Raw genomic sequence first — 24,729 nt, 5'->3', positions numbered from 1 at the left:
AATGGAGACAGGCAAATTATGGACGAAAAGAAACTTAAGGCACTCGCTGCTGAGCTGGCCAAAGGCATTAAAACAGAAGCCGATCTCAATGCGTTTTCTCGTATGTTGACCAAGCTCACCGTCGAAACTGCCTTGAATGCCGAGCTGACTGACCACCTCGGTCATGAAAAAAATACCCCTAAAAAAGGCTCGAATACCCGTAACGGTTACTCGTCTAAAACGTTGCTCACTGATGATGGTGAGTTCGAACTGAATACACCCCGTGACCGTGAAGGCTCCTTTGAGCCCCAACTGATAAAGAAAAACCAGACGCGTATCACGCAGATGGACAGCCAGATTTTATCCTTATATGCCAAAGGGATGACGACGAGGGAAATCGTCGCCACGTTCAAGGAGATGTACGATGCCGACGTGTCGCCCACGCTGATATCCAAAGTCACCGATGCCGTTAAAGAGCAGGTTACCGAGTGGCAAAACCGGCCACTGGACTCACTGTATCCCATTGTTTACCTTGACTGTATCGTGGTGAAGGTGCGTCAAAATGGCAGCGTCATCAACAAGGCCGTGTTCCTTGCCTTGGGCATCAATACCGAGGGTCAGAAAGAACTTCTGGGCATGTGGCTGGCAGAAAATGAAGGGGCCAAGTTCTGGCTTAACGTGTTGACCGAGCTAAAAAATCGGGGGCTTCAGGACATCCTGATTGCCTGTGTAGACGGCCTGAAGGGCTTCCCAGAGGCGATAAACAGCGTCTATCCGCAAACCCACATCCAGTTGTGCATTATCCACATGGTGCGTAACAGCCTGAAGTACGTGTCGTGGAAAGACTACAAAGCGGTCACCAGCGGGTTGAAAACGGTGTATCAGGCCCCGACAGAGGAAGCGGCACTGATGGCGTTGGACAAGTTCGCGGGTGTGTGGGATGAAAAATACCCGCAAATCAGCAAGAGTTGGCGTACTCACTGGGAAAATCTCAACACGTTCTTCGGTTATCCCGCGGATATCCGCAAAGCGATCTACACGACCAACGCCATAGAATCGCTGAACAGCGTGATCCGTCAGGCGATAAAGAAACGTAAAGTGTTCCCGACAGATGACTCAGTGAGAAAAGTGATTTATCTGGCCATCCAGGCGGCGTCGAAAAAATGGAGTATGCCGATCCAGAACTGGCGGTTGGCGATGAGTCGTTTTATTATCGAGTTCGGTGACCGCTTAGACGGTCACCTTTAATAGGTTGGCAGTTACACAGAATTATGGACAGGCTCAATTCTTGCTGGAGCATTTGCAGAAATGACTCCAAGCGTTCTTCAGCACCGGATTCGCCTGATTTGAGATATGACTCAATCTCCGCCAGTTTTTTTTCAGCTTCAGGAAGGTGATATACGCCCAGCGCCCCACGGAGCATGTGTAATTCACGCAAAATATCCTCCACGTTCCCAATACGCTGAGCCTGGCGAATTTTCTGACAAGACGATAAGCAGAAATTCTCAAAAATATTCCAGATATCCTCTGGCAATGAATGGCCACCTAATAGTGCATTGTGTTGCCCTCCAGCCTGTGTTGCCGGCTTTGTATCTGCCATCTCCAAGCCACACACCGTAAGTAACATCTCTTTTAACTCGTTCAGTAACAGCGGTTTGGTCAGCACGCGCACTATTCCTGCCGCCTCACATTTGTCATACTCCTGCTGGGTGGCGTTGGCCGTCACCGCCACCACCGGCATCACTGGCCATGCCTCACGCACCCGTCGCGCCAGCGTATAACCATCCAAACCGGGCATGGATAAATCCGTCAGCAGAATATCAAACCGTTCCCGCTGCAGGCAGGCCAGCGCCTGCTCCCCGCATTCCACCAGGCTCACCCTGCAGCCCAGCAGCTTCAATTGCTCCTCGAACAGACGCCGATTAACCGGGTTATCTTCCGCCACTAATACCCGCAGCACGCCAGGCAACGCCATCTCCACCTGTTCACGTACTGGCAAGCACTCGCCCTGCAATAGATATCGCAAGGCACAGGACAGCCCTTTTAGCCCATAGATCGACGTATTTAACACCCGCCCGGTGGCTACCGGTATCTCCGACCCTTCGCCGCTGCACTCAATCACCCAGGTCGCCTCCTCCACCAGACGATTCTCATCATCTGGATGCCAGGTGGTTCTGTCGCCCCACAGCACCAAAGTCCCTAGGGAAGGCAACGCCTTGTCATCAATCTGGGCCGGATGCTGATAAGTTGCTACCTCCAATCCCCACGCCGTCAATACTCTGCTCAGATATGCCCGAGCTCCCGGCATTGCCGCTAAGACACAAATCCGCTCCCCTTGGAATAACGGACGATCCGCCGGCCCTGCGTCTGCGTGAAGCGGTAGCGACAGTTGAAACACACTCCCCTTGCCCAGTTCGCTGGTTACAGACAACTCCCCGCCCATCGCCTGCGCCAGCCGCGTACAGAGTGCCAGCCCCAGCCCGGTCCCACCGTAGCGACGGTTGATGGTTTCATCCACCTGATTGAACGCACGGAACACCCCCTGCTGCTGTGACGCCGACATGCCGATCCCCGTATCCTCTACCTCAATCTTTATTAACGAGGCTGACCCATCGACGTCGATCCGCAGCAGTACCTGCCCTTGCTCGGTAAACTTCAGTGCGTTCGACAGCAGATTGTTGAGCACCTGCCCCAGGCAGGTTGGGTCACCGCGCATCGGTTGGCTGACGGCGTCCCCTAACTCCCCCTCCAGTGCCAACCCCTTGGCCTGCGCCACCGGAGCAAAGATAGCTAACGCGTGGGCAGCCACCTGGAGCACATCAAACTCGATATGCTCCAGGTGCAGTTCACCGGCCTCAATCTTGGAAAAGTCCAGTACGTCACTGATGGTTGCCAACAGACTGTCTGACGCCTGGCGGATGGTCTTCAGCCGCTCTCGCTGACCATCCTGTGCTGAGTGGGCCAGCAGCTCCAGATTGCCGAGGATGGCGTTAAGGGGGGTGCGGATCTCATGGCTCATCGCCGCCAGGAAGGAAGATTTGGCGGCACTGGCCTTGTCGGATGCCTCTCGGGCCGCCATCAACTGCTGCTCCAACTGTTTTTGGCTGCTGATGTCAATAAAGGCCACCACTAACGCATTCTCGCCCCGATAAAACACCGGGGTCATACTGACCGACAGGCTGACCGGCTGGCCACTGTGTGTGTAGAACGTCAGTTCCTGATGCAGCGGCATGCCTTCCGGCAGCGCCTGCTGGCGATAGCAGCGGGCCAGTTCGGCAGGCAAGCTGCTGCCTTCGCTATGGAGCAGTCCTTGCATCTGCAACATCGCCGGGCTGCGCAGCAGCGGTTCGCCATTGGCCAGGGCCAACAGCCCCAGCCCCACCGGAGCAGTTTCAATCAGGGTGCGGCTCAGTTGTTCACTTTCAAAAACCTGTTGGGACCGCCTGATTACCGGACGGAAAATGTAGAGTTTAAAATAGATCAGAAAACACCAGACAAACAGCAGAGTTCCAAGGATAACAAGGGCATCGCCCCTCACCTCAAAAGCTATAACGGCTGCGATCTCGCGCCACGAACAGTGAAATACCAGAAACCAATCGGTATCCCCCAAAGCTGCGACGAAAGTAATTCCTCTTTCCTGATACTGCGCTGCTGTTTCCTCTTCATTATGCAGGATAGATTGCGCCACACCCCATCGCTGAGTATCAGGTTGCGCAATATATTCGCTGATGATATCCCCTTGTTTTGACATAAGCGTATAGGTACCCAGTTGAGCTTCCTGAGTATGAGTTGGTATCAGCGTCGGAGGGGCAAACTCCATAACAAGAACTGCAAACGGTGCTCTATCCAGCAAGAGCGGTGCAGCAAGACGCAGTACTTTTTTTCCTGAATAGGGGTTTAAATAGGGTGGTATCCAATATAAGCGGTTTAAATCCTGCTTGCTTGCTCTCTGCCCAGACGAGAATATATTTCTATCTACATCTTGCGTAAGCAAATTCAGATAATATTTTCGATCTGATTGAAGCTGCTCACGTGCGGCCAGCTCAGGTGCAGGAATAAAACCTAGTACCCTGTCCTCTATACTGTATAAATAGCTGGATAGAACATCTTCTTTCATCATCATCATGCTATCAGCAGAAAAAATTCTTCCGATGTACGCGGTCAATCCAAAAAAATTTCTGGCAAACTTTTCATTCGCTGTAAAATTTTCAGGGCTCAAGATCCATTGTGAAGCCATGTCAGGCTTCGACGCCAAAAGCACCTGTTGATGGCTTAGGCGGTATTGGGGCAGATAAGCTTCGTCGAGATAAATATCCTCTTTCAATAATATTTCCGCACCGATCAGTACCGTCCGGAAAACACTTTCTCGTTCGAGAATCTCCTTCTCCAACCGGGCAGACTCAGACATAAAGTGTTGATGTAATATCTCAATGTGATTGAGTACTTTGATTTTTACACCCATAAAAAAGGCTAAGAAAAGCGTAAGGGTGATAAAAGTACCACAGCCAAAAACCAACCAGCGCTGGTAGCAACGAAAGCGAACAAGTGATTTAGTTTGGGGAGTTAACACGGCAGCATAAACGAACCATAAAACAGTTCAGCCTCATAAAAAACGCTATCATGATGTATGTGGAGTTGCTCAGAAATAGCAGTTCAACAAAAACGAACTAGTCTTGCAATAATCAAGGGAATAACTGACAAGAACGAGGTTTCTCGGAAAACTCTGCCGAGTGACGAAGAAAAGTCTATGCTAGTAATACACACTTCATCATCAAACCAGTACAGTGATCCTGTAAAGGATGTGGCCAAAACATGAAAACTCGCCTGTTGCTCGCTGACGACCACCCTGCCTTGCTGGCAGGGTTAATGCATGAACTGGCTAAACTCCCAACCTTGGAGGTTTTAGGTACGGCGTTAGACTCCAATACGCTAGTTGAGCTGTTACACAAAACAGAATGTGATGTGTTAGTAACCGATTACGTTATGCCGGGAGGTAAATACGGTGATGGTGTTGGCCTGTTGTCCCATATCAAGCGTGTGAAGCCACAGTTGAAAATTGTGGTTTTCACCACCTTGGAAAACCAGGCGCTAACTCAGGAGTTGGCTAAGCTCGGGATAAACAGTGTGTTAGGAAAATCACAGCATACCAACCAGTTAGTCTCGGCGATCCATGCGGTTTATGCCGGTTCGAACTATTTTCCGACTAAGGATCTAATAACAGGCCATAGCGGAATTATGCAGAATCCCGTTCCACACCTTGCTTTGACCAAACGCGAAATGGAAGTTATCCGTCTTTATGTTTCAGGCCTGTCAGTTAATGAAATTGCTTCTCAGTTACATCGCACCAAGCAAACTATTAGCTCTCAGAAAGCCAGCGCCATGCGCAAGTTAGGAATATCGCGAGATGCAGACCTCTTCCGCTTTGCATTTGAATCAGGTATTGCGTCAAGCCAATAATTCAGCCTTGTAGGCTCACATAACGCCTAACGTGTTGCTTTATAACAACAGTGAGTTCGAGTTTAATACGCCGCATGATTGTAAAGGCTGTGTGACTCCCTGGTCTACCCGAACACTTCAACAAAGCCCCCCATACTTCAAGTTGCATGGGTGTTGGCTGCGTTCGTTCGCACCAGTCACATGCTTCTGGCGGCTCTCGGACTTGCCGCGTTACTCGGCCCAATTCTGGGCCTGACCACTGCGTGGCCAGCGCAAACGCTGTTAAAAAACGCATTGCGTTTTTGTCATGCAACTCGAATTATTTTGAGTATATACAAGAACGAAAAAGCCACTCTTAAACATATGACAAAGACAATAAGGACAGCTAAAACCAATCTGACTTGACAGATTGTTCGATAATTAACCACGAGCTGATTTATTTTTGTGCAGATATTATGTAATGTTTGTCCGCTCATAAGGATTCCTGACAGGAGTTCACTCTAGATACAGTTATTTTAATTTAGCCATGTTAAATATTTTTACTCCATTTATTTTTGTTTTAACTCCATTATCCGTTTTTTCTGCCACTGCAAGTTCCAGTTATCAGCAGGATTTTTATAATTCATCGTTTGTCAGTGAAAAGTCCTCTAAGAAATCAGGGTACAACGACACGCAAAGACTTAAAAAAATCCTAGACCATTATGATGAATGGGTAGGCGTACGCTATAAATTCGGTGGCAACTCACGCCAAGGGATTGATTGCTCTGCTTATATGCAGCGCGTTTTTAAGGATGAGTTTTCTTTCCGTTTGCCAAGAACTTCGCACGAACAAATCAAGTTAGGTTCACGCGTTGCCAAGGAAGATCTGACTACTGGCGACTTGGTTTTTTTTAAAACTTCGGCGCAAGAGCGTCATGTTGGCGTATACGTTGGGGATGGCAAGTTTCTTCATGCCTCGACCAAAGTCGGCATCACGGTTTCAAAGCTGGACAATCAATACTGGAAGACAAAGTACGATCAAGCGCGACGCATCAATCACACCGAGACTTAATAAGTTCATCCAGCACCTGGCAAGATAATCCCCTATTTTAAAAGGGGGCCCATGGGAAGAAGATCTTGAACTTGTAACTACTCACATAGCACATTAACGCTTAGCAACCCTGAGCATCAAGTGATTGATCCACATTAAGAGCCAGTGCCTCAAATGCCATTTTTTCATGCAAATGAATAAATTCACTTTTTAGCTGGCAATAGATTGCTGAGTCATGATCACAAGACTCAGCAGCCTTAAATTTAATCGCCGCGTATTGCTGGGCGATATCAGTGTGCCTACGGAGATAATCCCGGAAGGCTAAATGCCGGGTAATATGAATACTTCCGGATTCAAAAGCATGAATATGATGCGTACGGCTATCACCGCCTTTAATAAAATAGCGTCGGCCAGAGATGCCATTCTCTCCCCGTGGCGTATATCCTAACTGCTGTAAGATCGTATTATAATTATCGAGTCTTTCGAGGCTTTTAATCTCAAGTAAAATATCAATAACTGGCTTTGCTGCCAGCCCAGGTACCGAGGTGCTACCAATATGGTGTACAGATAACACTTCATCTGATAAAACATCTTTAAGTTTAACCTGCTCTTTTTCATATGCATCAAACCAATGGGGATTATGTGGCTCAATAGTGATAGTTCTCATTATTATAAACCTCCCCATTTGGTTTCACATACCATAAGCGCATATGCCCTTTTACGCTTTGTACAGAAGAATTGGGGTAACCGGGAAACGTACACGGTAATTCCCTCATATGTTAGGCTGTGTCCCTTAATTGCACGCGAGCGCCGCTGGCGGTCATTTGCGCACAGGGCAAGGCGAGAGCCGCGAGGTTTGGTGGACCAAATAAGCGGCGAACAACGCCGCAATGCGCGCAAATGGCCCCAGCCCGAAGGGTCGCGCCCCAAAAGCCCGTTTTCTGTGTTGTCGGGCTTGAACAGAGGGCCACTCTGCCCTTCACCCTCCGCCTTGATAACGGGCTTTTGGGTCTGCGACGGCACCACGGGCAATTAAGGGACACAGCCTAGCAATTGCTTAGTCGTGGTTTAACGCATCCAGCCGTTTATAAAAAACTAGAGAAAATACGGTAACAATAACAATCCAACTGCTGGCTAGAACCAGAAGGATCCATGTACTGGCACCGATATATACCGCAATGAGCCCAAGTAAACCGCTGGCCACCATCACTCGCGCGGAAAGACGGTGGGTGGCGTACCAGACTCGTTCGCTGGCCAAAGTCCAAGGAGTTTTAATTCCTACATAGAAATTGCGCTTAACTTTACCCATTGGGTTACCCACTAGGATTAATAGCATGAATACGCCAGCAAAGATCGTGCGTTGTATTTCCAAAGTGTCCGTCAATATTGCATGCAGCACCACGGCGTAAAAAAGACCAAATAGACCGACGAGCACAACGATAAAGTAGGAATATGTCGCCTTGAAGGATTCAAGTCCAAAGCGTTTGGGGGATAACCAAGGCAGACAAAGTCCAAGAGCTAACATCATACTCATAAGCCCCGGCCCCAGTAGATATAACATAGCGCGCGGACCATATTTGTCAGGCATGCCATCAAAACTCCAGTGCACTGGAATCGATGCAGGCAGCTCAGAGTAGTATATCAGTGTGGCAATTGCGGCTGCTACGATCAGTAACACGCAAACAAGGATATGTATTTTTTTCATATGTTTCCTTTATCTTTGGTTAGGGATGTTAGATCCATCGCCCATGCAATCATATCTTGTAGTACCGTCGTATTAAGGCTGTACCAGATAGTCTGCCCGTCACGCCTCCGCGTGATGAGATCCGCATTGACCAACACAGAAAAGTGATGGGACATAGTTGACTTGGTCATGTTGAAGTGATGAGCTAAATCACCGGCCGTTAACTCTTGGTGACGCAGCAGGTGTAAGATTTCCCGGCGCGCAGGATCCGCAATGGCTTTAAAGACGTCGTTCATAAATTCTATAGCCCATCTTATTTCGATATACGTCTAATTATATACTGATCGAAATATAAAGAAAATAGACAATGCGGTACTCAACTATCGCTGGTATCGGTTAAACATCGACCGTTATATGCGCAGTTGATGTCAATCTGTACAAAAAAGGCTTAGCGCAGGGGATTTTCCTTTTGATCGCGCTACGTGAAATCTGGCTGCCAATGGCTACATTTCCCTTGCTGATTTCATCAAAACGAACCTTATAAGTCTGTCTGCAACTTGATGACGTGCCTGACCGTTGCCAATGCTTTGCGAAGCGTTGGCAGATCCAGTGATCCTAGAGCCAAACGAATAGCATGAGGGACATGTTTCGAGGTGGCAAAAGGTTCCGCTGTAGAAACCGAAACCAGTTTTTCTTGCAGGGCCATGACCACCTGATCCGCCCTAACCTCATCAGCCAACGGTAACCAGATAAAATATGAACTAGGGTGACTGATATAATCCAAGCCCGCTAAAAGCTCCCTGGCAGCAGACTGGCGCAATCGCGCATCCTCACGTTTTTCCTCTTCAAGCCGGGCAACGGTTCCGTCTTCGATCCACTCACATATGATGGCAGTCATAACAGCCGGCGTATTCCATGCTGTTGCCCTGATGGCGCGCTCTAATGAGGGTATCCATTTTTCCGGCGCAGCAACGGCACCAACACGCATTCCTGGTGCGACATTTTTCGAAAACCCCGATATATATACCGTTGTTTCCGGCGCTAGCATAGCTAAAGGCAACGGCGGCGACTCTGCTAGGTAAGCGTAAACAGCATCTTCAATGATCAATAAGTGATGCTTTTGCGCTAATTCTACCAAGCGATTTCTCTGACCAGCTTTCATTACCCAACCTAGTGGATTATGTAATGTCGGCATACAATAAATAGCGCGTATACGCCTACGCTGACATAGCCGTTCAAGCTCGTCCAGATCCGGGCCATGATCCTTCGCAGGGATGGAAACCAGTTCAAGACCATATATTTCAGCCAGTATTTTAAAGCCCGGATAGGTCAGTGCATCGGCGGCAACAACGTCACCAGGTTTTAACAATCCCATTACGGTGATCGCCAGCCCATGTTGAGCCCCGTTGACCAGCAGGACATTTTTCGCGGCAATATTTAACCTGTGATTGCTCAAATACCTGGAAACACAAGCACGCTCATGTGGCCTTCCGCCATGTGGTTGATAGCGCAATAACGCTTCCAGATCGCCGGAGGATGCTAATTGACGCAATGCATTTCTTAGCAATTCGGTCTGTGACGGCAGCGATGGATAGTTGAAATTCAGATCGAGCATATCCGCGGCAACGGATTGTTGGATGATACCTAAATCTGCCGACAGCGAGATTTCGCGAACAAACGTTCCCCTGCCAGTTTCTCCGCTAACCAGTCCCATCGCCTCCAGTTCCGCATACACACGTGACGCTGTAACTAATGACATTTTCTCCCGTAAGGCCAGTTGTCTATGGGTTGGTAACCTAGTGCCGGGAGTGAGCTGGCCTGAGCGAATATCAGCAGCAAATCTGTCGACTAGCGATTTGTAACGGGCACGCGCCATGCAAATTGTATCCATGACAATAATTTGATTGTCATGATTTTGAGTCATAACATGGCAATTCACAATCCTGAACAATCAACAATGCAAGAGGTTTTTTATTCAATTGAAAAATAAGGAAAATATAACCAAAGGATGGATTAATGGTTTCCTGGGCGTCGTGATTTTTAGCGGCTCGTTACCCGCTACGCGTGTAGCAGTCCTAGAGTTTAGCCCTTTGTTTGTCACCGTCGCGCGTGCATCTATTGCCGGTCTGTTGGCGTTCGCGTTACTTTGGTTGTTCAAAGAAAAGCGTCCAGTACGTTCCCATGCCGCTTCGTTGATTGTTGTCGCATTGAGCGTCGTGGTGGGATTTCCACTGCTTACTGCTCTGGCGCTACAGCAAGTTAGCTCTGCACATTCAATCGTCTTTCTTGGTCTCTTGCCGTTAGCCACTGCGGTGTTTGGTGTATTACGCGGTGGTGAGCGCCCTCGCCCGGCTTTTTGGCTATTTTCAATCATAGGCAGCATGCTGGTTGTAGGATTCGCTTTTTCCCAAGGCGTTTCCGCCTCAATAAACGGTGACATATTGATGCTTGCTGCGGTTATTGTTTGTGGTTTGGGTTATGCAGAAGGTGCAAAGTTGTCACGCGAATTAGGTGGCTGGCAAGTCATCTGCTGGGCACTTGTATTATCACTACCCTTGATGCTTGTTATATCGATTTGGCTGATGCCCTCTTCTTTAACGGACATTACGCTTCCAGCCTGGATCGGTCTGGCCTATGTCTCTGTATTCAGCATGCTGATTGGTTTCATCTTCTGGTATCGGGGATTGGCCATGGGCGGTATTGCCAGCGTCGGTCAACTCCAATTACTACAACCCTTCTTTGGCCTTGCGCTTGCAGCATATTTGTTACGTGAACCGGTAAGTCCGCTGATGCTGGTGACCACGTTGGGGATTATCCTGTGTGTCGCAGGTTCTCGTCGTTACGCCAAACCGTCGGCGCAGTAGGCAAAGTGATAACTGAGGGAGAAAATGCTCTCCCTCATGCTGTAAGCCCATCTATTTGGCTTTCAGTGATTCACCGATTGCATAAAACTGGCCTCCGGCGATGTAGTGCAAGCTGCGTAATGAGGGATCCGCATGATCAAAATGCCAATGACCGTCTTTGAAAACGCGGGTATCAGACCACGCGCCAATAACATCACCAATAAGCAGATCATGGGTCTGCTGATTATGAGGTTCTGGGATCAGTCGGCATGCGAGCCATGCGGAACAACCAGCCACAAAGGGAAGATCGTGGCCGTCAAAACGAAACAGTTCCACACCCGATTTGGCTAGTTTGTCCGGATCAGTTCGCAAGCTGAGGTTGCCAACGTCATAAGTCAGTTGCAGTTGCGCCACGGTAGGTACCTGGATAACGAAAGCCCCACTTTGCTCGATCAGCGCACGGGTTTGGGTTGTCTTATCCAACACTACCATCAGTTTGGCAGGTGAAAAGTCCAACGCACAGGCCCACGCTGCCGCCATCACGTTATCAACACCAGCGTGGCGGGCGGATACCAACACCGTTGGGCCATGATTGAGTAATCGATACGCTTTTTCCAGTGCTACCGGGGCAATGAATTTGTTCATTCTGATCCTTAAAGATAACGTTGGAACCAGGCAATAGTTCGCTCCCAGGCCAGCTTGGCCGCTTCTTCATCATAACGGGGGGTTGAATCGTTGTGAAAACCGTGGTTGACGCCTGGGTAAATGTGGGCTTCATAGGTTTTACCCGCCGCTTTGAGTGCTGCCTCATACGCTGGCCAGCCTTCGTTGATACGAGTATCTAATTCAGCATAGTGCAGCAGCACCGGAGCTTTAATGCGTGGAACATCTTCCGCTTTGGGTTGCCGCCCATAAAATGGCACTGCGGCACCCAATTCGGGATAGGCGACCGCTGCTGCGTTCGCAACACCGCCACCGTAGCAGAAACCGGTTATCCCTACTTTTCCTGTCGTTGCCTTATGCTTCATCAGAAATTCGATAGCGGCAAAGAAGTCATTCATCAATTTCTCAGGGTTAACCTGCTGCTGTAACTCCCTACCCTTATCATCATTACCGGGATAACCGCCGACGGAGCTAAGGCCATCAGGCGCCAGTGCGACAAATCCCGCTTTAGCCAACCGACGAGCGACATCTTCTATATAAGGGTTCAGCCCGCGATTCTCATGAACAACCACGATACCGGGAACTGGCCCGGTCGCTTTGGCTGGCTGGACCAAATAGCCGCGCACTTCACCATGGCCGTTCGGCGAAGGATAGGTAATGTATTGGGCAGTAATATCTGGGTCGGTGAATTTAACCTGTTGAGCAAGTGCATAGTCAGGCAACAATGAACCAATCAACGTGGTAGCAACCAAGCCTGCTGCGGCTAAACGAGCGGCACGATCAAAAAACTCACGCCTTGAGATGATTCCATGCGCATAATAATCGTAGAGTTCAAGTAATTCTGGAGGGAAATCCTTTGCGGTAAGACGAGTCATTTATTTCTCCGGCCATATTCGCCAATGTGTAATCCCTGCCGCACACTTTGTTTTACCCGATGACGGCAATAAAAAAATAGCACATCTTCCCACCATTACCCCATACCCAAGCGTAAATGTTGCAGGCCGCGCCATCAGGCGTATTCCTGTGACACGACTCACATCTGCACCACAAAGCCGGTTCGGAGAAAAGCGGGCCCTTTTCGAGGGAATCAGTCGGTAATAGTCAACTGACTGATTTATAATGCCTTAACTACTCAAGTTCTCCCACATATTGACAACCCTGCTCTTTACAACCCTCTTCATAAGAGAGAATACTCAATAATTCAGTACCAGGTTCACGCAAGGCATCTCTTGCAATTATTGACACCATGCCATTAACATTAGAAAAATATTCCATTGTCGTCTTGCCAAAAAAATTACGCTGAATAGCAATTTTTTGCCCAGCTTTTACCTGGTCACCTAAGTCGACGAGCATTTCAACGTAACCGCCGGTTTTAGAAACTATGGTATCCAGTTTGTTGCCAAAGAAGAAATTTGTATCTTTAGCAACTTTCCCTACCTTTTCATTACTCATTGCATAATCGGCAAGGATATTCATTACTCCATCGACACTAGCCTGAATCAGCTTTTTATCAAAATGCCTTGGGCCGCCGACTTCCACATAAGGCACTGGCAAACTGGCGTCTTGCTGGGGACAACTCAAAGTGGAAAAGCGTAACGGGCTAACTTGTCCCACCATAAACAGGGTTTACATACATATACCAAGCCTCAAAAATACCATGGTGGTGCGCCTTAAGTTGGATTGAAAAGTTTTGGCAGATTCTTGCTTACCCCCCAAATGCGCCTGACCAGTCGCAATATTGCAAATAATCATTGTGATATAACACGGCAAGCTATACTTACCGCAGTAGCTTCCACAGGTATCGTCGTTCTTGTGGGCTTCAGGCAACCTTCTTGTCACAACCGTCGATGGAGTGCATATGGCCCTTAATAATAAAAAAACGCGTACTGTAAAAGCCCCCAGTTATCTTGATGCCATGATCCCTATCTTCACCTTGATTGTGCTGGTAGGCGCTTCGGTGGCGATATTTGGGTTAGGTGCCGTTAATGGTCCGCTGCAGGTTGGGATCATCATTAGTACCATGATTACCTCAATGATCATTCTTAAAAATGGTCATTCCTGGGGGGATATTTCTGAATCTGGCCGCAAAGGGATTGCCACCGTATCTGGCGCAATCTTCATTCTTTTCTCGGTTGGTGCATTGATTGGTACCTGGAATATGTCAGGTACCATTCCTACCATGGTCTATTACGGCGTACTGCTGATTAGCCCGAACTGGTTCTATCCGATTGCGTTCCTGGTCTGTATCGGGGTATCTCTTAGCATTGGCAGTTCCTGGACAACCGCCGGTACTCTGGGAGTTGGCCTGGTTGGCTTGGCTAATATGCTTGGGTTATCGCCAGAAATGACTGCTGGTGCAGTCATTTCTGGTGCCTATGTTGGCGACAAAATTTCGCCACTGTCAGAAAGCACCGTGTTGGCCGCACAGTTAAACGGCGTAGAACTTTATAAGCATATTCGCGCTCAACTCTGGAGTACTGTCCCTGCCGCATTAATTGCCCTGATTGTTTTTATTGTCCTCGGTATGAGCCAGGACACAGCTTTTAATGAGACGGTCACCAATAGTGAACTTACCCGGTTTAATGAACTGTTTCATATCACCCCGTGGAATCTGTTACCGCTGGTTTTTCTGTTGTTTTTATCGGTGTGCAAAGTCCCCGCGCCTTTGGCTATCATGTGTGCCGCCCTATTGGCAGGTATCATGACGCCTATTCTGCAGCCGCAAGTGCTGGAACGTTTTATTGCAGAACCGAATCTCGCATCCCCGATACTTGCCATTAAGGCAATCTGGCTGGCGATGGCAACAGGTTTTCAGGAGAACTCAGGACTAGCACAGATTGACGCGCTACTCTCACGCGGTGGTATGGACAGCATGTTGCTGACAATCTGGCTGATTATTGGTGCCGTGACCTTCGGCATTATGGTGGATGATTTTGGCCTGCTGAACAAACTGGTCACCCCGTTGCTGCTTCGTGCCAGAACCACAGCACGTCTGCTAGCCTCGGCGGTTGCCACAGCTATTGGGCTGAACATCGCCGCTGGCGACCAGTACATAGCTCTACTGTTACCTACCCGCCTGTTCAAAGCAGAATTTGCCAATCGAGGGCTAGCGCCAGAAAACCTGTCGAGGGCAGTTTCCGATGCAGGTATCGTAACTTCGCCTTTGGTACCCTGGAACTCTTGCGGGGCTTACATGGCTGCCGTGCTGGGTGTTTCAACCATGGCCTACATGCCGTTTGCGGTGTTTAATATTGCAGCACCGCTGATCACGCTGGCTCTGGGGATTACCGGTATCAATATTCGACACATACCGGTTACCCCAGCGCAGAAGGGCTCAAAAGGAAATGATTCTGGCAGTGAAACGGTTTAATAATAACAGCCGAGAAACCAATACTGAGGCGATAAATACCAGGATCAGGAGGGGTAATTTTAATGTTGCATCGTTGAAGTCATACAGCGTAGTAATAAAGTAAAATACACTGTAATGAACGATGTAAACACCTACCATTGCCGGGCTGATAAACTCAACAATACGGGTTATCAGCCCATTCTTTATGTTGATGTTATCAAACAAGACAAACAGTGCCAGGCTCATGGCCAACAGGTGTAAGTGTTCCAGCACAAACCAGCCGGCCACACTAATTTGCGTATTTGTGGACAAATAGCGCTCATAGAAAAACATAGATATGCCGATGGGAATAACCATTATTTTTGCCGCTAGCAGTACGCTAGCTTTTTTGGTGAACAGTCTGCCTGGAGCTTCACCCAACACGTGGCCGAAGATATAATACCCACCCCAGACCCAGATAAATGAGTAACTGGAAATAAAAAGTGGGTCATCTTTAGTATCAATTGGGCTGAATATGTCGAGCAACGCAATAATGGCAACAAAACCGACAAAAACCGCAGCAGTGACTTTTAAATTTTTAATGGCTTTAAGAATGACGGGGTAGACCAAATAAATTACCCCCATACTTAAAAGTATGCCATTCTGTAAAATATAACCTGGCTGTATATAGTTAGTCTTTAGCAGTGATAACACAATATTCCAGAATATCATTATCATGATGATAGACTTGATTTTAGTGACTATATCAACTCTGGTTAGCTTCTCCACTTCATCTATATAACCAAGAATGATGAAAAACAGAGGCTTGGATATTATAGAGACAAAATAGAGCACACTCATTGAGTTAGCATTCAGAAAGCACTCATAGGCACACATCTGGCTCGTTGAAAAGAATGTGACGGCTGCAAAGCAACTCAAACTTTTTAACGCATTCTGACTGACATTACTAATCATTATGCTACCACCTGTAGTCGAGTCAAATTTAATTACCTTACTGTTTTTTATAAAAATAACCTTAGTACAATACGCATCACTGCACAATGCGAAATTGCTTGGTTAGCGGGTAATTGACTGCTTATCTTTTGAACAACTCTGCAGCCCGTGACAAGAGACAATCCCGATCTCGGTATCGATTATTTCATTCCAACTGTTATCGCTCCAGATACTGGTGGCAACCTTATAAAATCAATTGTGACAGAATAATGAAAGAAACATGTTTTTCATGGATTTTTTTTACTTTTAGGCTAGCGTCCACAGCTTGTGGATGATCATTTCATATTTTTTTATGCAACAAAAAATAAGACGCTATTTTTATTTTAACCATTTTTTAGGATTTATGGTTAGGAATGTTCTTTTTTTTAGTTTTTTGTTCTGTTAACGCACGGGGTTTCGATAGATCTAAAAGCGAGGAAGCTGATACTGACTGCAAAGGTTTTTTTCACGACAGGAAAAATTGACGGTTATGTCTATGATTTAATCGTAAGTACGTCAGTCACGTTCTGCCTTAATAACGCATCACTTAATTGACTTGGTGTCAGTAAGGAAAATTATGACGAGCTCATCAACAGATAAATTGTCCCTATGGTCCCTCACTGCATTAGTAGTGGGTTCCATGATAGGTGCCGGGATATTTTCTTTACCGGCAACCTTTGGGCGCGCAACAGGGGGGTTTGGTGCCATCATAGCCTGGTGTATTGCGGGCGGTGGTATGTTAATGCTGGCCTTTGTGTTCCAAACCTTGGCTCAACGAAAACCCGACCTCGATTCAGGGGTTTTTATCTATGCCAAAGCAGGATTCGGTCAATATCTCGGATTTGCCTCTGCTCTTGGATTCTGGGCTGGTACCTGTATTGGTAACGTCTCTTATTTTGTATTAATCAAATCTACGCTCGGTGCTTTCTTCCCTATATTTGGTGACGGAAATACTATTCCAGCAGTATTAGTGGCTTCTGTCATCCTGTGGGGATTCCATATTCTGCTACTTCGTGGGGTTAAAAGTGCGGCGGCCATCAACACGATTGCCACCGTTGCCAAAATCCTGCCGATTATCCTATTTGTTGTGGTGCTGATTTTTGCCTTCAAGGGTGACATGTTCGCGCTCAACTTCTGGGGCGCACCGGAAGTTGCCGCTGGTGCCGCAAGTGCCGCTGATTTGTCTCACCTTAACGATTATGGCTATGTGGGCCATGCAGCAGCGGCTATCGTGCCAACGACTGAACCAGAATCGCTATTCAGCCAGGTACGCAGCACCATGTTGGTAACGGTATTTGTGTTCCTGGGTATTGAAGGGGCTAGCGTCTACTCCCGATATGCCAAAGAGCGTAAACACGTTGGTATCGCCACGGTAATGGGGTTCATCGGTGTACTGTGCCTGTTGGTGATGATCACCATGCTGTCATATGGCGTGATGTTGCGTCCTGATTTGGCCGCCCTGCGTCAGCCTTCCATGGCCGGAGTACTCGAAGCCATCGTTGGCCGCTGGGGTGCCATTTTCATTAGCGTCGGATTGATAGTTTCCGTGCTTGGAGCCTATCTCTCTTGGTCACTGCTGGCCGCTGAAGTGCTGTTCTCTGCAGCAAAAAGCGAAATCATGCCAAAAGTGTTTGCTACCCAAAACGTTAACGCCGTGCCCTCTTCAGCCGTGTGGTTGACTAACATTACTATTCAGGTGTTCCTCATCCTGACCCTGTTCAGCCAGTATGCCTTCCAGTTGGCACTTGAACTGACCAGTTCACTGACGTTGATACCCTATCTGCTGGTTGGCGCTTATGGCTTGAAACTCGCGTTGACTGGGGAAACGTATGAAAACGACAAAGCCGATCACAAGAAAGACCTGATCATTGCGGTTGTCGCTACCTTCTATTCACTGCTGATGATCTACGCTGGGGGTATGAAATATCTGTTGCTGTCGGCCATTATCTACGGCCCAGGCACAGTACTGTACATTATGGCCAAACGCGAACAGCACGCAAAACTGTTCACACCGGCCGAAATGGGGCTCTTTGTTATCGTCATGGTCGCCGCAGTCGTTGCAATTTACAACATTGCGACAGGCGTTATTACTATCTGATCGAGGCAAGTCATTATGTCGACTAAAAAAAAGACACAGACAAAATTCGGTGTGCATTCAGAAGTTGGTAAATTACATAAAGTGATGGTTTGCGCACCTGGTAAAGCGCACAACAGGCTGACGCCAAGTAATTGTGATGATCTGTTGTTTGACGATGTGCTGTGGGTTGAGCGTGCCAAACGTGATCATTTTGACTTTATGACCAAAATGCGTGAGCACGGCGTCGATGTGGTCGAGATGCACAATCTGCTGACCGAAACTCTGGCACTGCCAGAGGCAAGAAAGTGGATCCTCGATCAACAGATTGTCCCGAATGAAGTGTCGCTGGGTATTCTGAATGAAACCCGCAGCTTCCTGGATGGGTTGGCCCCGCGCGCATTGGCAGAAGTGCTGATCGGCGGCCTTTCCACCACCGAGCTGGCGAAAGAAGGCTACGCCGATCACGAGGAACTGAAGCTGATCCGTGAGGCGGTTGGTATTACCGAATACCTGCTGCCACCGTTGCCGAACACCTTGTATACCCGTGATACCACTTGTTGGATCTATGGTGGTGTCACCCTGAACCCACTGTATTGGCCGGCCCGTCACGAAGAGACCATCCTGACGACGGCAATTTATAAATTCCACCCGGACTTTGGCTCCGCCAATGTCAACGTCTGGTGGGGGGATCCAACCGTGCATCACGGCACCGCAACCCTGGAAGGTGGCGACGTCATGCCGATTGGTAACAAAACGGTGCTGATTGGGATGAGCGAACGTACTTCGCATCAGGCGATCACCCAGTTGGCGGCCGCATTGTTCTCCAACAAGCACTCTGGTGTTGAGCGGGTTATGATTGCCGCGATGCCGAAACTGCGCGCTGCCATGCACCTTGACACGGTATTTACCTTCTGTGATCGCGATGTGGTTACGCTTTATCCGGCCATTGTCGATCAGATCAAGACCTTCTCCCTGCGCCCTGACGATGGCCCGACAGGGATGAAACTGAGCCGTGACAAAGGTACTTTCGTCGAAGCGGTTGCTGGGGCATTGAACCTGAAGAAACTGCGTGTAGTTGAAACCGAGGGTAACGACTACGATACCGAACGTCAGCAGTGGGACAGCGGTAACAACATGGTGGCGCTATCACCTGGCGTCGTTCTGGCGTATGACCGTAATACCAAAACCAACACCCAACTGCGTAAAGAAGGTGTTGAAGTTATCGAGATTGTCGGTAGCGAGTTGGGACGTGGACGCGGCGGCGGCCACTGTATGACCTGCCCAATCATCCGCGATGCAATTGATTACTAATTGAATAATTAAGCTAACCAGGCCGGGTAAACTCATTTTACCCGGCCTTTTACTTTTGTGGCTTCAATCCAGGCTGGTTTTGGATTTCTTGACCCGATACATAATGGAGTCCCCCGCTGCCAGCAACGTTTCCAAACTTTGCGGATCGTTTGGGTCAAACTCGACAATCCCGTAAGAGAAAGCCAGTTCATAAGGTGTAACTTTTGAGGCATTGTGTTCAGCTATGCGCTGTTGCAATGCGATAATTTCCTTTTCGGCCTCGCTTTTCACCCGGTTGCTCATCAGTGCAACAAACTCATCGCCACCCAAACGGGCAATCACATCGAAACAGCCCAGGGCTCGTTTCATCAGCCCTGCAAAGTAAATCAGCGCCCTGTCTCCCTCAGCATGGCCATAGGTATCATTAATCGTTTTGAATTTATCAAGATCGATAAATACCAGACAGGCCTTAACGCCTTTACTCTGACAATAGTGCAATGTGTGGCTCGCCAGGCAGATAAACCCCCGACGGTTAGAGATTTTCGTCAGTTCATCAGAGGTCGATGCCTGAAAAGCACGCAGTTCATCTTCGACCATTGAGGCCAGATCGCGCAGAGCCACCGCGTCCTCTGCATCAAAACGCCTTGGTTTATCATCGATCAGGCACAAAGTCCCTATTTTAAGATCGTCGGCATAGTTCAACGGACAACCCGCGTAGAAACGGATATGCGGGGCGTCTTTGACCAGAGGATTATCGGCAAAACGCTCATCCTGCAACGTGTCGGGGATCAGCAGAATATCGTCACCCAGGATTGCGTGACCGCACAGTGAAATATCCCTTGCCGTTTCTTGAGCCCCTTCCAACCCACAGTTGGACTTGAACCACTGCCGATTTTCATCAACCAGGCTGACCAACGCGATAGGCACACTAAACAAACGCCGGGCCATGCGCGTTATGCGGTCGAAGCGCTCTTCAGGCAAGGTATCCAATAGGTGCAGGGAACGCAGCGCTTTTAGTCGCCGTTCTTCATTCTCAGGCATCTCTGGGGTTTTCATCTCGACGTTCACTCCCGTTACAATGACAAGTGCAGATACTGACAGCAAATCGGCCTATGGTCTAAACATCCACCATGGCTAATGCTATCAATGCGATCTATAACTAGGCTGGAACCATTGGGGGACACAGCCTAGGACTTTATGCCATAAAACTTGGCCTTGGTGTGACAAGCCCCTGCTAATGGGTTAAATAAACGATCTATTATATCCCTGGTAAGTAAGAATTTTCTCAAATAATCAAGTGCATTCAAATTTGAATTTAATTATCATTATCATTCAAGAAAATGCATATTGAGGTCTTAATGCCCTGTTCCCCCTTCCCACTCTCACTGCTTACCGCTAGTCTGTTCTTTGCCTCAACCTCAGTCTTGGCGTCACTCCAACCCATTGACGAAGCGCCTCTCTCTAACGAGACGGCGTTTCGTTGTAAATTCAATTTGGATAATAGTACAGACTGCGTCAGCACATACACCTACACCATCCTAAAGCCAAATGGCCGTGACATGCTTTCGCGCATCGATCGCAATTATGCGGAAAACGACAGTCTGACTATTGAAAAAACTGAGCTAACCCAACCTGGTGAAAAGCCGGTGCCGTTAGACAAGTCGCAGATTGACACTCGGATGGCCCCCAACCCGGACCAAGGCTTTCTGCGTGAGCGGCAGACATCATTTGCCTTCCCTAACCTGCGTGTTGGTAGCCGTATCAGCTATACCCTGCGTGAACACTTTTCCGCCAAGCCGCTAAGCCCCCATTTTCACTATGTGCTATTCCTTAACGCTGCGCCGGTACGTTATGACCGCTTTGAAGCTGAGTTTATCGCCGAACGCCCAATCTTTATGCGCAGCGAGCAGATGAACGCCTACCATATTGAGCAGAGCGCGGATAAAAAGAGTGTAAAAGTCAGCCTCAAGACGGCACCGCTCTATTTGAATTATATAAATGAATCCAACAACGGCTATCTACGGCAGATCCCCCGCCTGGAATTGGGCAGTTCACTCAGCCTACAAGACAACTTCGCCCCCTTGGCACAACGTTATAATCAGCTACTCACTGCCAAACTGCCTCAAGGTGCAGCGGCAACAGTGGCCATGAATCAAGGTAAACCGGCACCGGAGCAAGTCACCGCGCTGATGCAATATATCTACGATAACTACCGTTATCTAGGGGACTGGCGTGCCAGCGAACGTGGATATGTCCCATTTTCTTTGGCAGAGATAGAACGCCATGGCTATGGGGACTGTAAAGACCTGGCAATACTGCTCAGCGCCATGCTCAAGGCCGCCGGGATCAAAGCTGAGCCAGCCCTGGTTAAACGAGGTGATGTGGCACCCAGTCTGTTGATCCCGGGGATTTTCGCCCCCAATCATGCGATTGTACGGGCCGAGGTGGATGGCAAAACCTGGTGGCTGGACCCAACCAACCCGGTCTTTGCTCCCGGGCGCACCATGCCTGATATTCAGCAGCGTTGGGCATTAATATTTGGCGCCGATGGGCAGGTACGGCAGGACAATATTCCGTTGGAAACGCCCGCCGAATCAATCCAGGTGGTCCGTAACGACCAATATACAGCTGACGGCAAAGCCAAAGTTACCGCTAGCGTGGACTTGTCTAACACCGCGTTAATGCAGCTCAGTGTGAACGATCGTCAAAATGGGCGCACCAGTTCCGATCAGAGTCTGTGCAGCAACTTCGCCAAAGAAGTGAGTGAATGTAATTTGCAACGCGAAGACAGCCTTTTCGTGATCCCGGCAAGTTACCGCGTGAATGCCACTCTTACCGACCTGCACGCTCTGGATATCCTCGGGAACCAGTATATTTATAACCGCGAGGATCTTGCCAAAGAGTGGGATGCCTTCGCCAAATATCGCAGTGAGGGGCAACTGGCAGATATCTATCTGGGCGATCCGCAGACTCTCTCCTATGACGTCAATCTATCTGGCAGCAAAATCGTTGAACCGGCACGCAGTTGCCAGATACGTTCGCCATGGTTCGACATCGACCTGCAAGCCGAACCAAGGAGCAGCGGTTACCATTACCGTTATCGAGAAGTGCAGAAAGTCAGTTGGTTCAGCCACGATGAAATTAACAGTGAAGAGTTCGGTAAACTTATCAAACAGGGCCGCGACTGCGTCGAACAGTTACGCCTGGTGGTGATGCACAAAACGTGATGTGAGAGGTATCAGTCCATGAACACATTACCATGCTAATCAATACCCTACCCCTGGCGATATGCTAGGGGTCAGCTACGAGAACAGGGCATCACAACCTAGGCTATATCCCTTGACTGCACGCGAGCGCTACTGACGCAGATAAAATAAATTTTCTTTGAGTGCATCCAAATCCAGAACTTGAACGTCTCTACTAATGACATTCAATGTACATCAAGGAAATAATGATGAAGATTCGTTTTGCACCAGTACTTATCGGCCTCTTGGCATTTTCTGCTCTGGCTTCCGATCTCTCAACACAAGAGACGTCATTAGGCCAGGTCTACACGAATAACAAAGGCATGACCCTCTACTACTTCGACAACGATAAGGCGGATCAATCTAATTGCTATGGTGACTGTGCCAAAGCTTGGCCCCCATTGTTAGTAACAGAAGAGAGTTCGCAGATCCCTGGTTTAGCTAAAATTGAACGTAAAGATGGAAAATTACAATGGGCGCTAAACCACCGCCCGCTTTACTTATGGCATAAGGATCAAAAGCCTGGGGATATTACTGGCGCTGGTGTCAAAAATATCTGGTCTCTTGCCCGGGCAGATAAGGTACCGGTTAAGGTTTACTCTACCGAATCAGGCAATATTTTAACTAATAAAGATAATATGTCGCTCTATACTTTCTCTAAAGACAGTAATGGGGTGTCAGTATGTTATGAGGATTGCGCAACCCACTGGCCACCACTGGCTGCACAGAAGAATGATACGGCAAGTGGAGCATTTAGTGTCCTCACACGCAAAGATGGCACCTATCAGTGGGCGTATCAGGGAAGTCCCTTGTATACATGGGTCAAAGACAAACAACCTGGAGATATAACGGGTGATAAGGTGAAAAATATCTGGCATTTAGTCCATCTTTAAACAACGCTTCTGAGGTCAGAGTGATCACAGCAAATGAAGAACTGCAAATGCTATTTTCCCGAATAAAACTGAAGGATAAAAAAGCATTTGAACGGTTGTATAACCGTACCAACCGCAGATTGTATGGGCTGCTTATAAAAATTGTTGCTGATCGCGATATTGCAGCCGAGTTACTGCAAGAAGGATACCTGAAAATCTGGTTTACTGCCGACCATAGCCCAGTGAGTTACCCTTGGGCCTGGATGTGTCAGTTAATGCGTAATCTGGCTATTGATCATATCCGGCAACATGGCCGTCTTCATCCAATTTTTGAAGAAAATGATATATTACCGGAAGCGAAGGGAAATAATGAAACCGATGCTGCTGATGACCTTTCAATATTAAATCGTTGTCTGTATTCACTGGCTCAAGAAAAAAGGCAAGCTATAAAGCTGGCTTATATCCATGGCTATTCTCATGAAGAAATTGTTGAGCGATTGGCACATCCGCTGGGAACAATAAAATCATGGATCCGTAGAGGTTTGAAGGAACTGAAGCAATGCATAGACGCTTAACTCCAGCTCGCTATAGCAACTTGGCGATACGGGAGCATCTTGTCAGTCAGTATCTTCTTGGCACCTTGTCTCTAAAGACGAGAAGACGGCTGGAATCGCTGATCGCCAACGACACAACCTGGTATGAGCTCATTATGCAATGGCGTTCGCATCTCAGTGGTCTGGAGACAATGACATCAGATAAACCGCCTTCAAGGGTATGGAGAAACATCGAAGCCACATTGGGTAAGCCGGATAAAGCATACTTTTGGCATCGGTGGCTGGGTGAAAAATGGCCATCATTGTCTCTGGCTTGTGCGCTGCTTCTATTCCTGTTGTCTAGCACAATGCTATTTATGAATGAGTCTAAAATAGTATCACCCAGTTATATAGCCGTCATGTCGTCAGCAGAAAAAAATGATTACTTTGTGCTTATGGCATACAAAGGTGATAAACCAGGGGAATCGAGTATGCGCTTGAAATTCAACACACGGCATCACTTGGCGGATACTAATATGGAAATGGCTATGTTATGGGCAAAGGATAAAGATACTGGCAAAATAACATTGCTAGGCCGTTTTGCTGAGTTGCAAACCTCAAAACTCCTCACGCCAACTGAATGGAATACTGTAAAAAACAGCGGTGAGATTTTTATTACGGCAAATAACAATCTTGAAAGCGACGTACTGTTCAAAGGCACCTGCATTGAACTATCTGCATCACCTACTTAATAGA

21 protein-coding genes are annotated in these 24,729 nt (G+C 48.1%); 11 read left to right on the top strand and 10 right to left on the bottom strand.

Features of this window, described 5'->3' with window-relative positions:
- The first annotated feature begins 18 nt into the window (after nt 1-18).
- Complete coding sequence (locus tag SAQUA_RS11785; protein ID WP_404413008.1) at nt 19-1,227, top strand: IS256 family transposase; 1,209 nt, start codon at nt 19-21, stop codon at nt 1,225-1,227.
- On the opposite strand, the gene SAQUA_RS11780 is transcribed toward SAQUA_RS11785, so the two are convergent.
- Nucleotides 1,190-3,799, bottom strand: coding sequence for an ATP-binding protein (locus SAQUA_RS11780; protein ID WP_404413193.1), 2,610 nt, complete (start codon nt 3,797-3,799; stop codon nt 1,190-1,192). The genes SAQUA_RS11785 and SAQUA_RS11780 overlap by 38 nt on opposite strands.
- A 992-nt stretch (nt 3,800-4,791) precedes the next feature.
- On the opposite strand from SAQUA_RS11780, the gene SAQUA_RS11775 reads away from it, so the two are divergent.
- A complete protein-coding gene (locus SAQUA_RS11775) occupies nt 4,792-5,436 on the top strand; it encodes a response regulator (RefSeq protein ID WP_380679150.1) in 645 nt (214 codons plus the stop codon).
- Nucleotides 5,437-5,941: 505 nt separating this feature from the next.
- Complete coding sequence (locus SAQUA_RS11770; RefSeq protein WP_380679153.1) at nt 5,942-6,466, top strand: NlpC/P60 family protein; 525 nt, start codon at nt 5,942-5,944, stop codon at nt 6,464-6,466.
- A 100-nt stretch (nt 6,467-6,566) separates the two neighbouring features.
- Here the strand turns inward: SAQUA_RS11770 and SAQUA_RS11765 are convergent, their stop codons facing one another.
- The 4 genes from SAQUA_RS11765 to SAQUA_RS11750 form a co-directional block, all read right to left on the bottom strand.
- Nucleotides 6,567-7,112 carry a GrpB family protein gene (locus SAQUA_RS11765; protein ID WP_380679156.1) on the bottom strand — a complete coding sequence of 182 codons (546 nt, stop codon included), beginning with the start codon at nt 7,110-7,112 and terminating at the stop codon, nt 6,567-6,569.
- A gap of 390 nt (nt 7,113-7,502) precedes the next feature.
- The gene (locus SAQUA_RS11760; RefSeq protein WP_380679159.1) at nt 7,503-8,150 is read right to left on the bottom strand and encodes an SdpI family protein; all 648 of its coding nucleotides are present in this window, start codon (nt 8,148-8,150) and stop codon (nt 7,503-7,505) included.
- Complete coding sequence (locus SAQUA_RS11755) at nt 8,147-8,425, bottom strand: autorepressor SdpR family transcription factor (RefSeq protein WP_380679162.1); 279 nt, start codon at nt 8,423-8,425, stop codon at nt 8,147-8,149. Before SAQUA_RS11755 ends, SAQUA_RS11760 begins: the two co-directional genes overlap by 4 nt.
- A 242-nt stretch (nt 8,426-8,667) precedes the next feature.
- A complete protein-coding gene (locus tag SAQUA_RS11750; protein WP_380679225.1) occupies nt 8,668-10,005 on the bottom strand; it encodes a PLP-dependent aminotransferase family protein in 1,338 nt (445 codons plus the stop codon).
- Nucleotides 10,006-10,108: 103 nt separating this feature from the next.
- Between SAQUA_RS11750 and SAQUA_RS11745 the strand changes: the two genes are divergently transcribed.
- Entirely contained in the window at nt 10,109-10,993 is an 885-nt protein-coding gene (locus SAQUA_RS11745; protein WP_380679165.1) for a DMT family transporter, read from the top strand.
- Nucleotides 10,994-11,044: 51 nt separating this feature from the next.
- On the opposite strand, the gene SAQUA_RS11740 is transcribed toward SAQUA_RS11745, so the two are convergent.
- The 3 genes from SAQUA_RS11740 to SAQUA_RS11730 all read right to left on the bottom strand — a co-directional run bounded on the left by SAQUA_RS11740 (nt 11,045) and on the right by SAQUA_RS11730 (nt 13,252).
- Nucleotides 11,045-11,617 carry a flavin reductase family protein gene (locus SAQUA_RS11740; RefSeq protein ID WP_380679168.1) on the bottom strand — a complete coding sequence of 191 codons (573 nt, stop codon included), beginning with the start codon at nt 11,615-11,617 and terminating at the stop codon, nt 11,045-11,047.
- 8 nt (nt 11,618-11,625) lie between these two features.
- Nucleotides 11,626-12,510, bottom strand: a complete 885-nt coding sequence (yghX, locus tag SAQUA_RS11735) for a YghX family hydrolase (protein ID WP_380679171.1) — start codon at nt 12,508-12,510, stop codon at nt 11,626-11,628.
- Between the two features lie 253 nt (nt 12,511-12,763).
- On the bottom strand, nt 12,764-13,252 hold the full coding sequence (locus tag SAQUA_RS11730) for a succinylglutamate desuccinylase/aspartoacylase family protein (protein WP_380679174.1): 489 nt from the start codon (nt 13,250-13,252) through the stop codon (nt 12,764-12,766).
- Between the two features lie 241 nt (nt 13,253-13,493).
- Here SAQUA_RS11730 and SAQUA_RS11725 point away from each other — a divergent pair, with 241 nt between their 5' ends.
- Nucleotides 13,494-15,005, top strand: coding sequence for a Na+/H+ antiporter NhaC family protein (locus SAQUA_RS11725; protein ID WP_380679177.1), 1,512 nt, complete (start codon nt 13,494-13,496; stop codon nt 15,003-15,005).
- Here SAQUA_RS11725 and SAQUA_RS11720 read toward each other — a convergent pair.
- Nucleotides 14,970-15,938: an acyltransferase family protein gene (locus SAQUA_RS11720; RefSeq protein WP_380679180.1), complete on the bottom strand. Its 969-nt coding sequence runs from the start codon at nt 15,936-15,938 to the stop codon at nt 14,970-14,972. The two genes, SAQUA_RS11725 and SAQUA_RS11720, sit on opposite strands and share 36 nt — an antisense overlap.
- Nucleotides 15,939-16,533: 595 nt before the next feature.
- On the opposite strand from SAQUA_RS11720, the gene SAQUA_RS11715 reads away from it, so the two are divergent.
- Nucleotides 16,534-18,054: an amino acid permease gene (locus SAQUA_RS11715; RefSeq protein ID WP_380679183.1), complete on the top strand. Its 1,521-nt coding sequence runs from the start codon at nt 16,534-16,536 to the stop codon at nt 18,052-18,054.
- 15 nt (nt 18,055-18,069) lie between these two features.
- Nucleotides 18,070-19,344 (top strand): arginine deiminase, encoded by a 1,275-nt coding sequence (gene arcA / locus SAQUA_RS11710; protein ID WP_380679186.1) that lies wholly within the window; start codon nt 18,070-18,072, stop codon nt 19,342-19,344.
- Between the two features lie 63 nt (nt 19,345-19,407).
- Here arcA and SAQUA_RS11705 read toward each other — a convergent pair whose 3' ends face one another.
- The gene (locus SAQUA_RS11705; RefSeq protein WP_380679189.1) at nt 19,408-20,379 is read right to left on the bottom strand and encodes a diguanylate cyclase; all 972 of its coding nucleotides are present in this window, start codon (nt 20,377-20,379) and stop codon (nt 19,408-19,410) included.
- 302 nt (nt 20,380-20,681) lie between these two features.
- On the opposite strand from SAQUA_RS11705, the gene SAQUA_RS11700 reads away from it, so the two are divergent.
- From SAQUA_RS11700 to SAQUA_RS11685, 4 genes are all read left to right on the top strand, one after another.
- A complete protein-coding gene (locus tag SAQUA_RS11700) occupies nt 20,682-22,550 on the top strand; it encodes a DUF3857 domain-containing transglutaminase family protein (RefSeq protein WP_380679192.1) in 1,869 nt (622 codons plus the stop codon).
- Nucleotides 22,551-22,774: 224 nt separating this feature from the next.
- Nucleotides 22,775-23,461 carry a hypothetical protein gene (locus SAQUA_RS11695; protein WP_380679195.1) on the top strand — a complete coding sequence of 229 codons (687 nt, stop codon included), beginning with the start codon at nt 22,775-22,777 and terminating at the stop codon, nt 23,459-23,461.
- Nucleotides 23,462-23,481: 20 nt separating this feature from the next.
- Nucleotides 23,482-24,015, top strand: coding sequence for an RNA polymerase sigma factor (locus tag SAQUA_RS11690; RefSeq protein ID WP_380679198.1), 534 nt, complete (start codon nt 23,482-23,484; stop codon nt 24,013-24,015).
- A complete protein-coding gene (locus SAQUA_RS11685; protein WP_380679201.1) occupies nt 24,000-24,725 on the top strand; it encodes a hypothetical protein in 726 nt (241 codons plus the stop codon). Before SAQUA_RS11690 ends, SAQUA_RS11685 begins: the two co-directional genes overlap by 16 nt.
- Nucleotides 24,726-24,729: the final 4 nt, after the last annotated feature.

The sequence above is a fragment of the Serratia aquatilis genome (genome assembly GCF_044865145.1).
In the GTDB taxonomy this organism is placed as follows: Bacteria; Pseudomonadota; Gammaproteobacteria; order Enterobacterales; family Enterobacteriaceae; genus Chania; species Chania aquatilis.
Note: the sequence above shows the minus strand (reverse complement) of the source record. Positions and strands in the feature narration are given on the sequence as shown.

What these genes read in the sequence shown, in the direction of transcription:
- SAQUA_RS11785 (WP_404413008.1), top strand. Translation starts at nt 19, where the DNA reads ATGGACGAAAAGAAACTTAAGGCACTCGCTGCTGAGCTGGCCAAAGGC.
- SAQUA_RS11780 (WP_404413193.1), bottom strand. Translation starts at nt 3,799, where the DNA reads ATGGAGTTTGCCCCTCCGACGCTGATACCAACTCATACTCAGGAAGCT.
- SAQUA_RS11775 (WP_380679150.1), top strand. Translation starts at nt 4,792, where the DNA reads ATGAAAACTCGCCTGTTGCTCGCTGACGACCACCCTGCCTTGCTGGCA.
- SAQUA_RS11770 (WP_380679153.1), top strand. Translation starts at nt 5,942, where the DNA reads ATGTTAAATATTTTTACTCCATTTATTTTTGTTTTAACTCCATTATCC.
- SAQUA_RS11765 (WP_380679156.1), bottom strand. Translation starts at nt 7,112, where the DNA reads ATGAGAACTATCACTATTGAGCCACATAATCCCCATTGGTTTGATGCA.
- SAQUA_RS11760 (WP_380679159.1), bottom strand. Translation starts at nt 8,150, where the DNA reads ATGAAAAAAATACATATCCTTGTTTGCGTGTTACTGATCGTAGCAGCC.
- SAQUA_RS11755 (WP_380679162.1), bottom strand. Translation starts at nt 8,425, where the DNA reads ATGAACGACGTCTTTAAAGCCATTGCGGATCCTGCGCGCCGGGAAATC.
- SAQUA_RS11750 (WP_380679225.1), bottom strand. Translation starts at nt 10,005, where the DNA reads ATGGCGCGTGCCCGTTACAAATCGCTAGTCGACAGATTTGCTGCTGAT.
- SAQUA_RS11740 (WP_380679168.1), bottom strand. Translation starts at nt 11,617, where the DNA reads ATGAACAAATTCATTGCCCCGGTAGCACTGGAAAAAGCGTATCGATTA.
- yghX (WP_380679171.1), bottom strand. Translation starts at nt 12,510, where the DNA reads ATGACTCGTCTTACCGCAAAGGATTTCCCTCCAGAATTACTTGAACTC.
- SAQUA_RS11730 (WP_380679174.1), bottom strand. Translation starts at nt 13,252, where the DNA reads ATGGTGGGACAAGTTAGCCCGTTACGCTTTTCCACTTTGAGTTGTCCC.
- SAQUA_RS11725 (WP_380679177.1), top strand. Translation starts at nt 13,494, where the DNA reads ATGGCCCTTAATAATAAAAAAACGCGTACTGTAAAAGCCCCCAGTTAT.
- SAQUA_RS11720 (WP_380679180.1), bottom strand. Translation starts at nt 15,938, where the DNA reads ATGATTAGTAATGTCAGTCAGAATGCGTTAAAAAGTTTGAGTTGCTTT.
- SAQUA_RS11715 (WP_380679183.1), top strand. Translation starts at nt 16,534, where the DNA reads ATGACGAGCTCATCAACAGATAAATTGTCCCTATGGTCCCTCACTGCA.
- arcA (WP_380679186.1), top strand. Translation starts at nt 18,070, where the DNA reads ATGTCGACTAAAAAAAAGACACAGACAAAATTCGGTGTGCATTCAGAA.
- SAQUA_RS11705 (WP_380679189.1), bottom strand. Translation starts at nt 20,379, where the DNA reads ATGAAAACCCCAGAGATGCCTGAGAATGAAGAACGGCGACTAAAAGCG.
- SAQUA_RS11700 (WP_380679192.1), top strand. Translation starts at nt 20,682, where the DNA reads ATGCCCTGTTCCCCCTTCCCACTCTCACTGCTTACCGCTAGTCTGTTC.
- SAQUA_RS11695 (WP_380679195.1), top strand. Translation starts at nt 22,775, where the DNA reads ATGATGAAGATTCGTTTTGCACCAGTACTTATCGGCCTCTTGGCATTT.
- SAQUA_RS11685 (WP_380679201.1), top strand. Translation starts at nt 24,000, where the DNA reads ATGCATAGACGCTTAACTCCAGCTCGCTATAGCAACTTGGCGATACGG.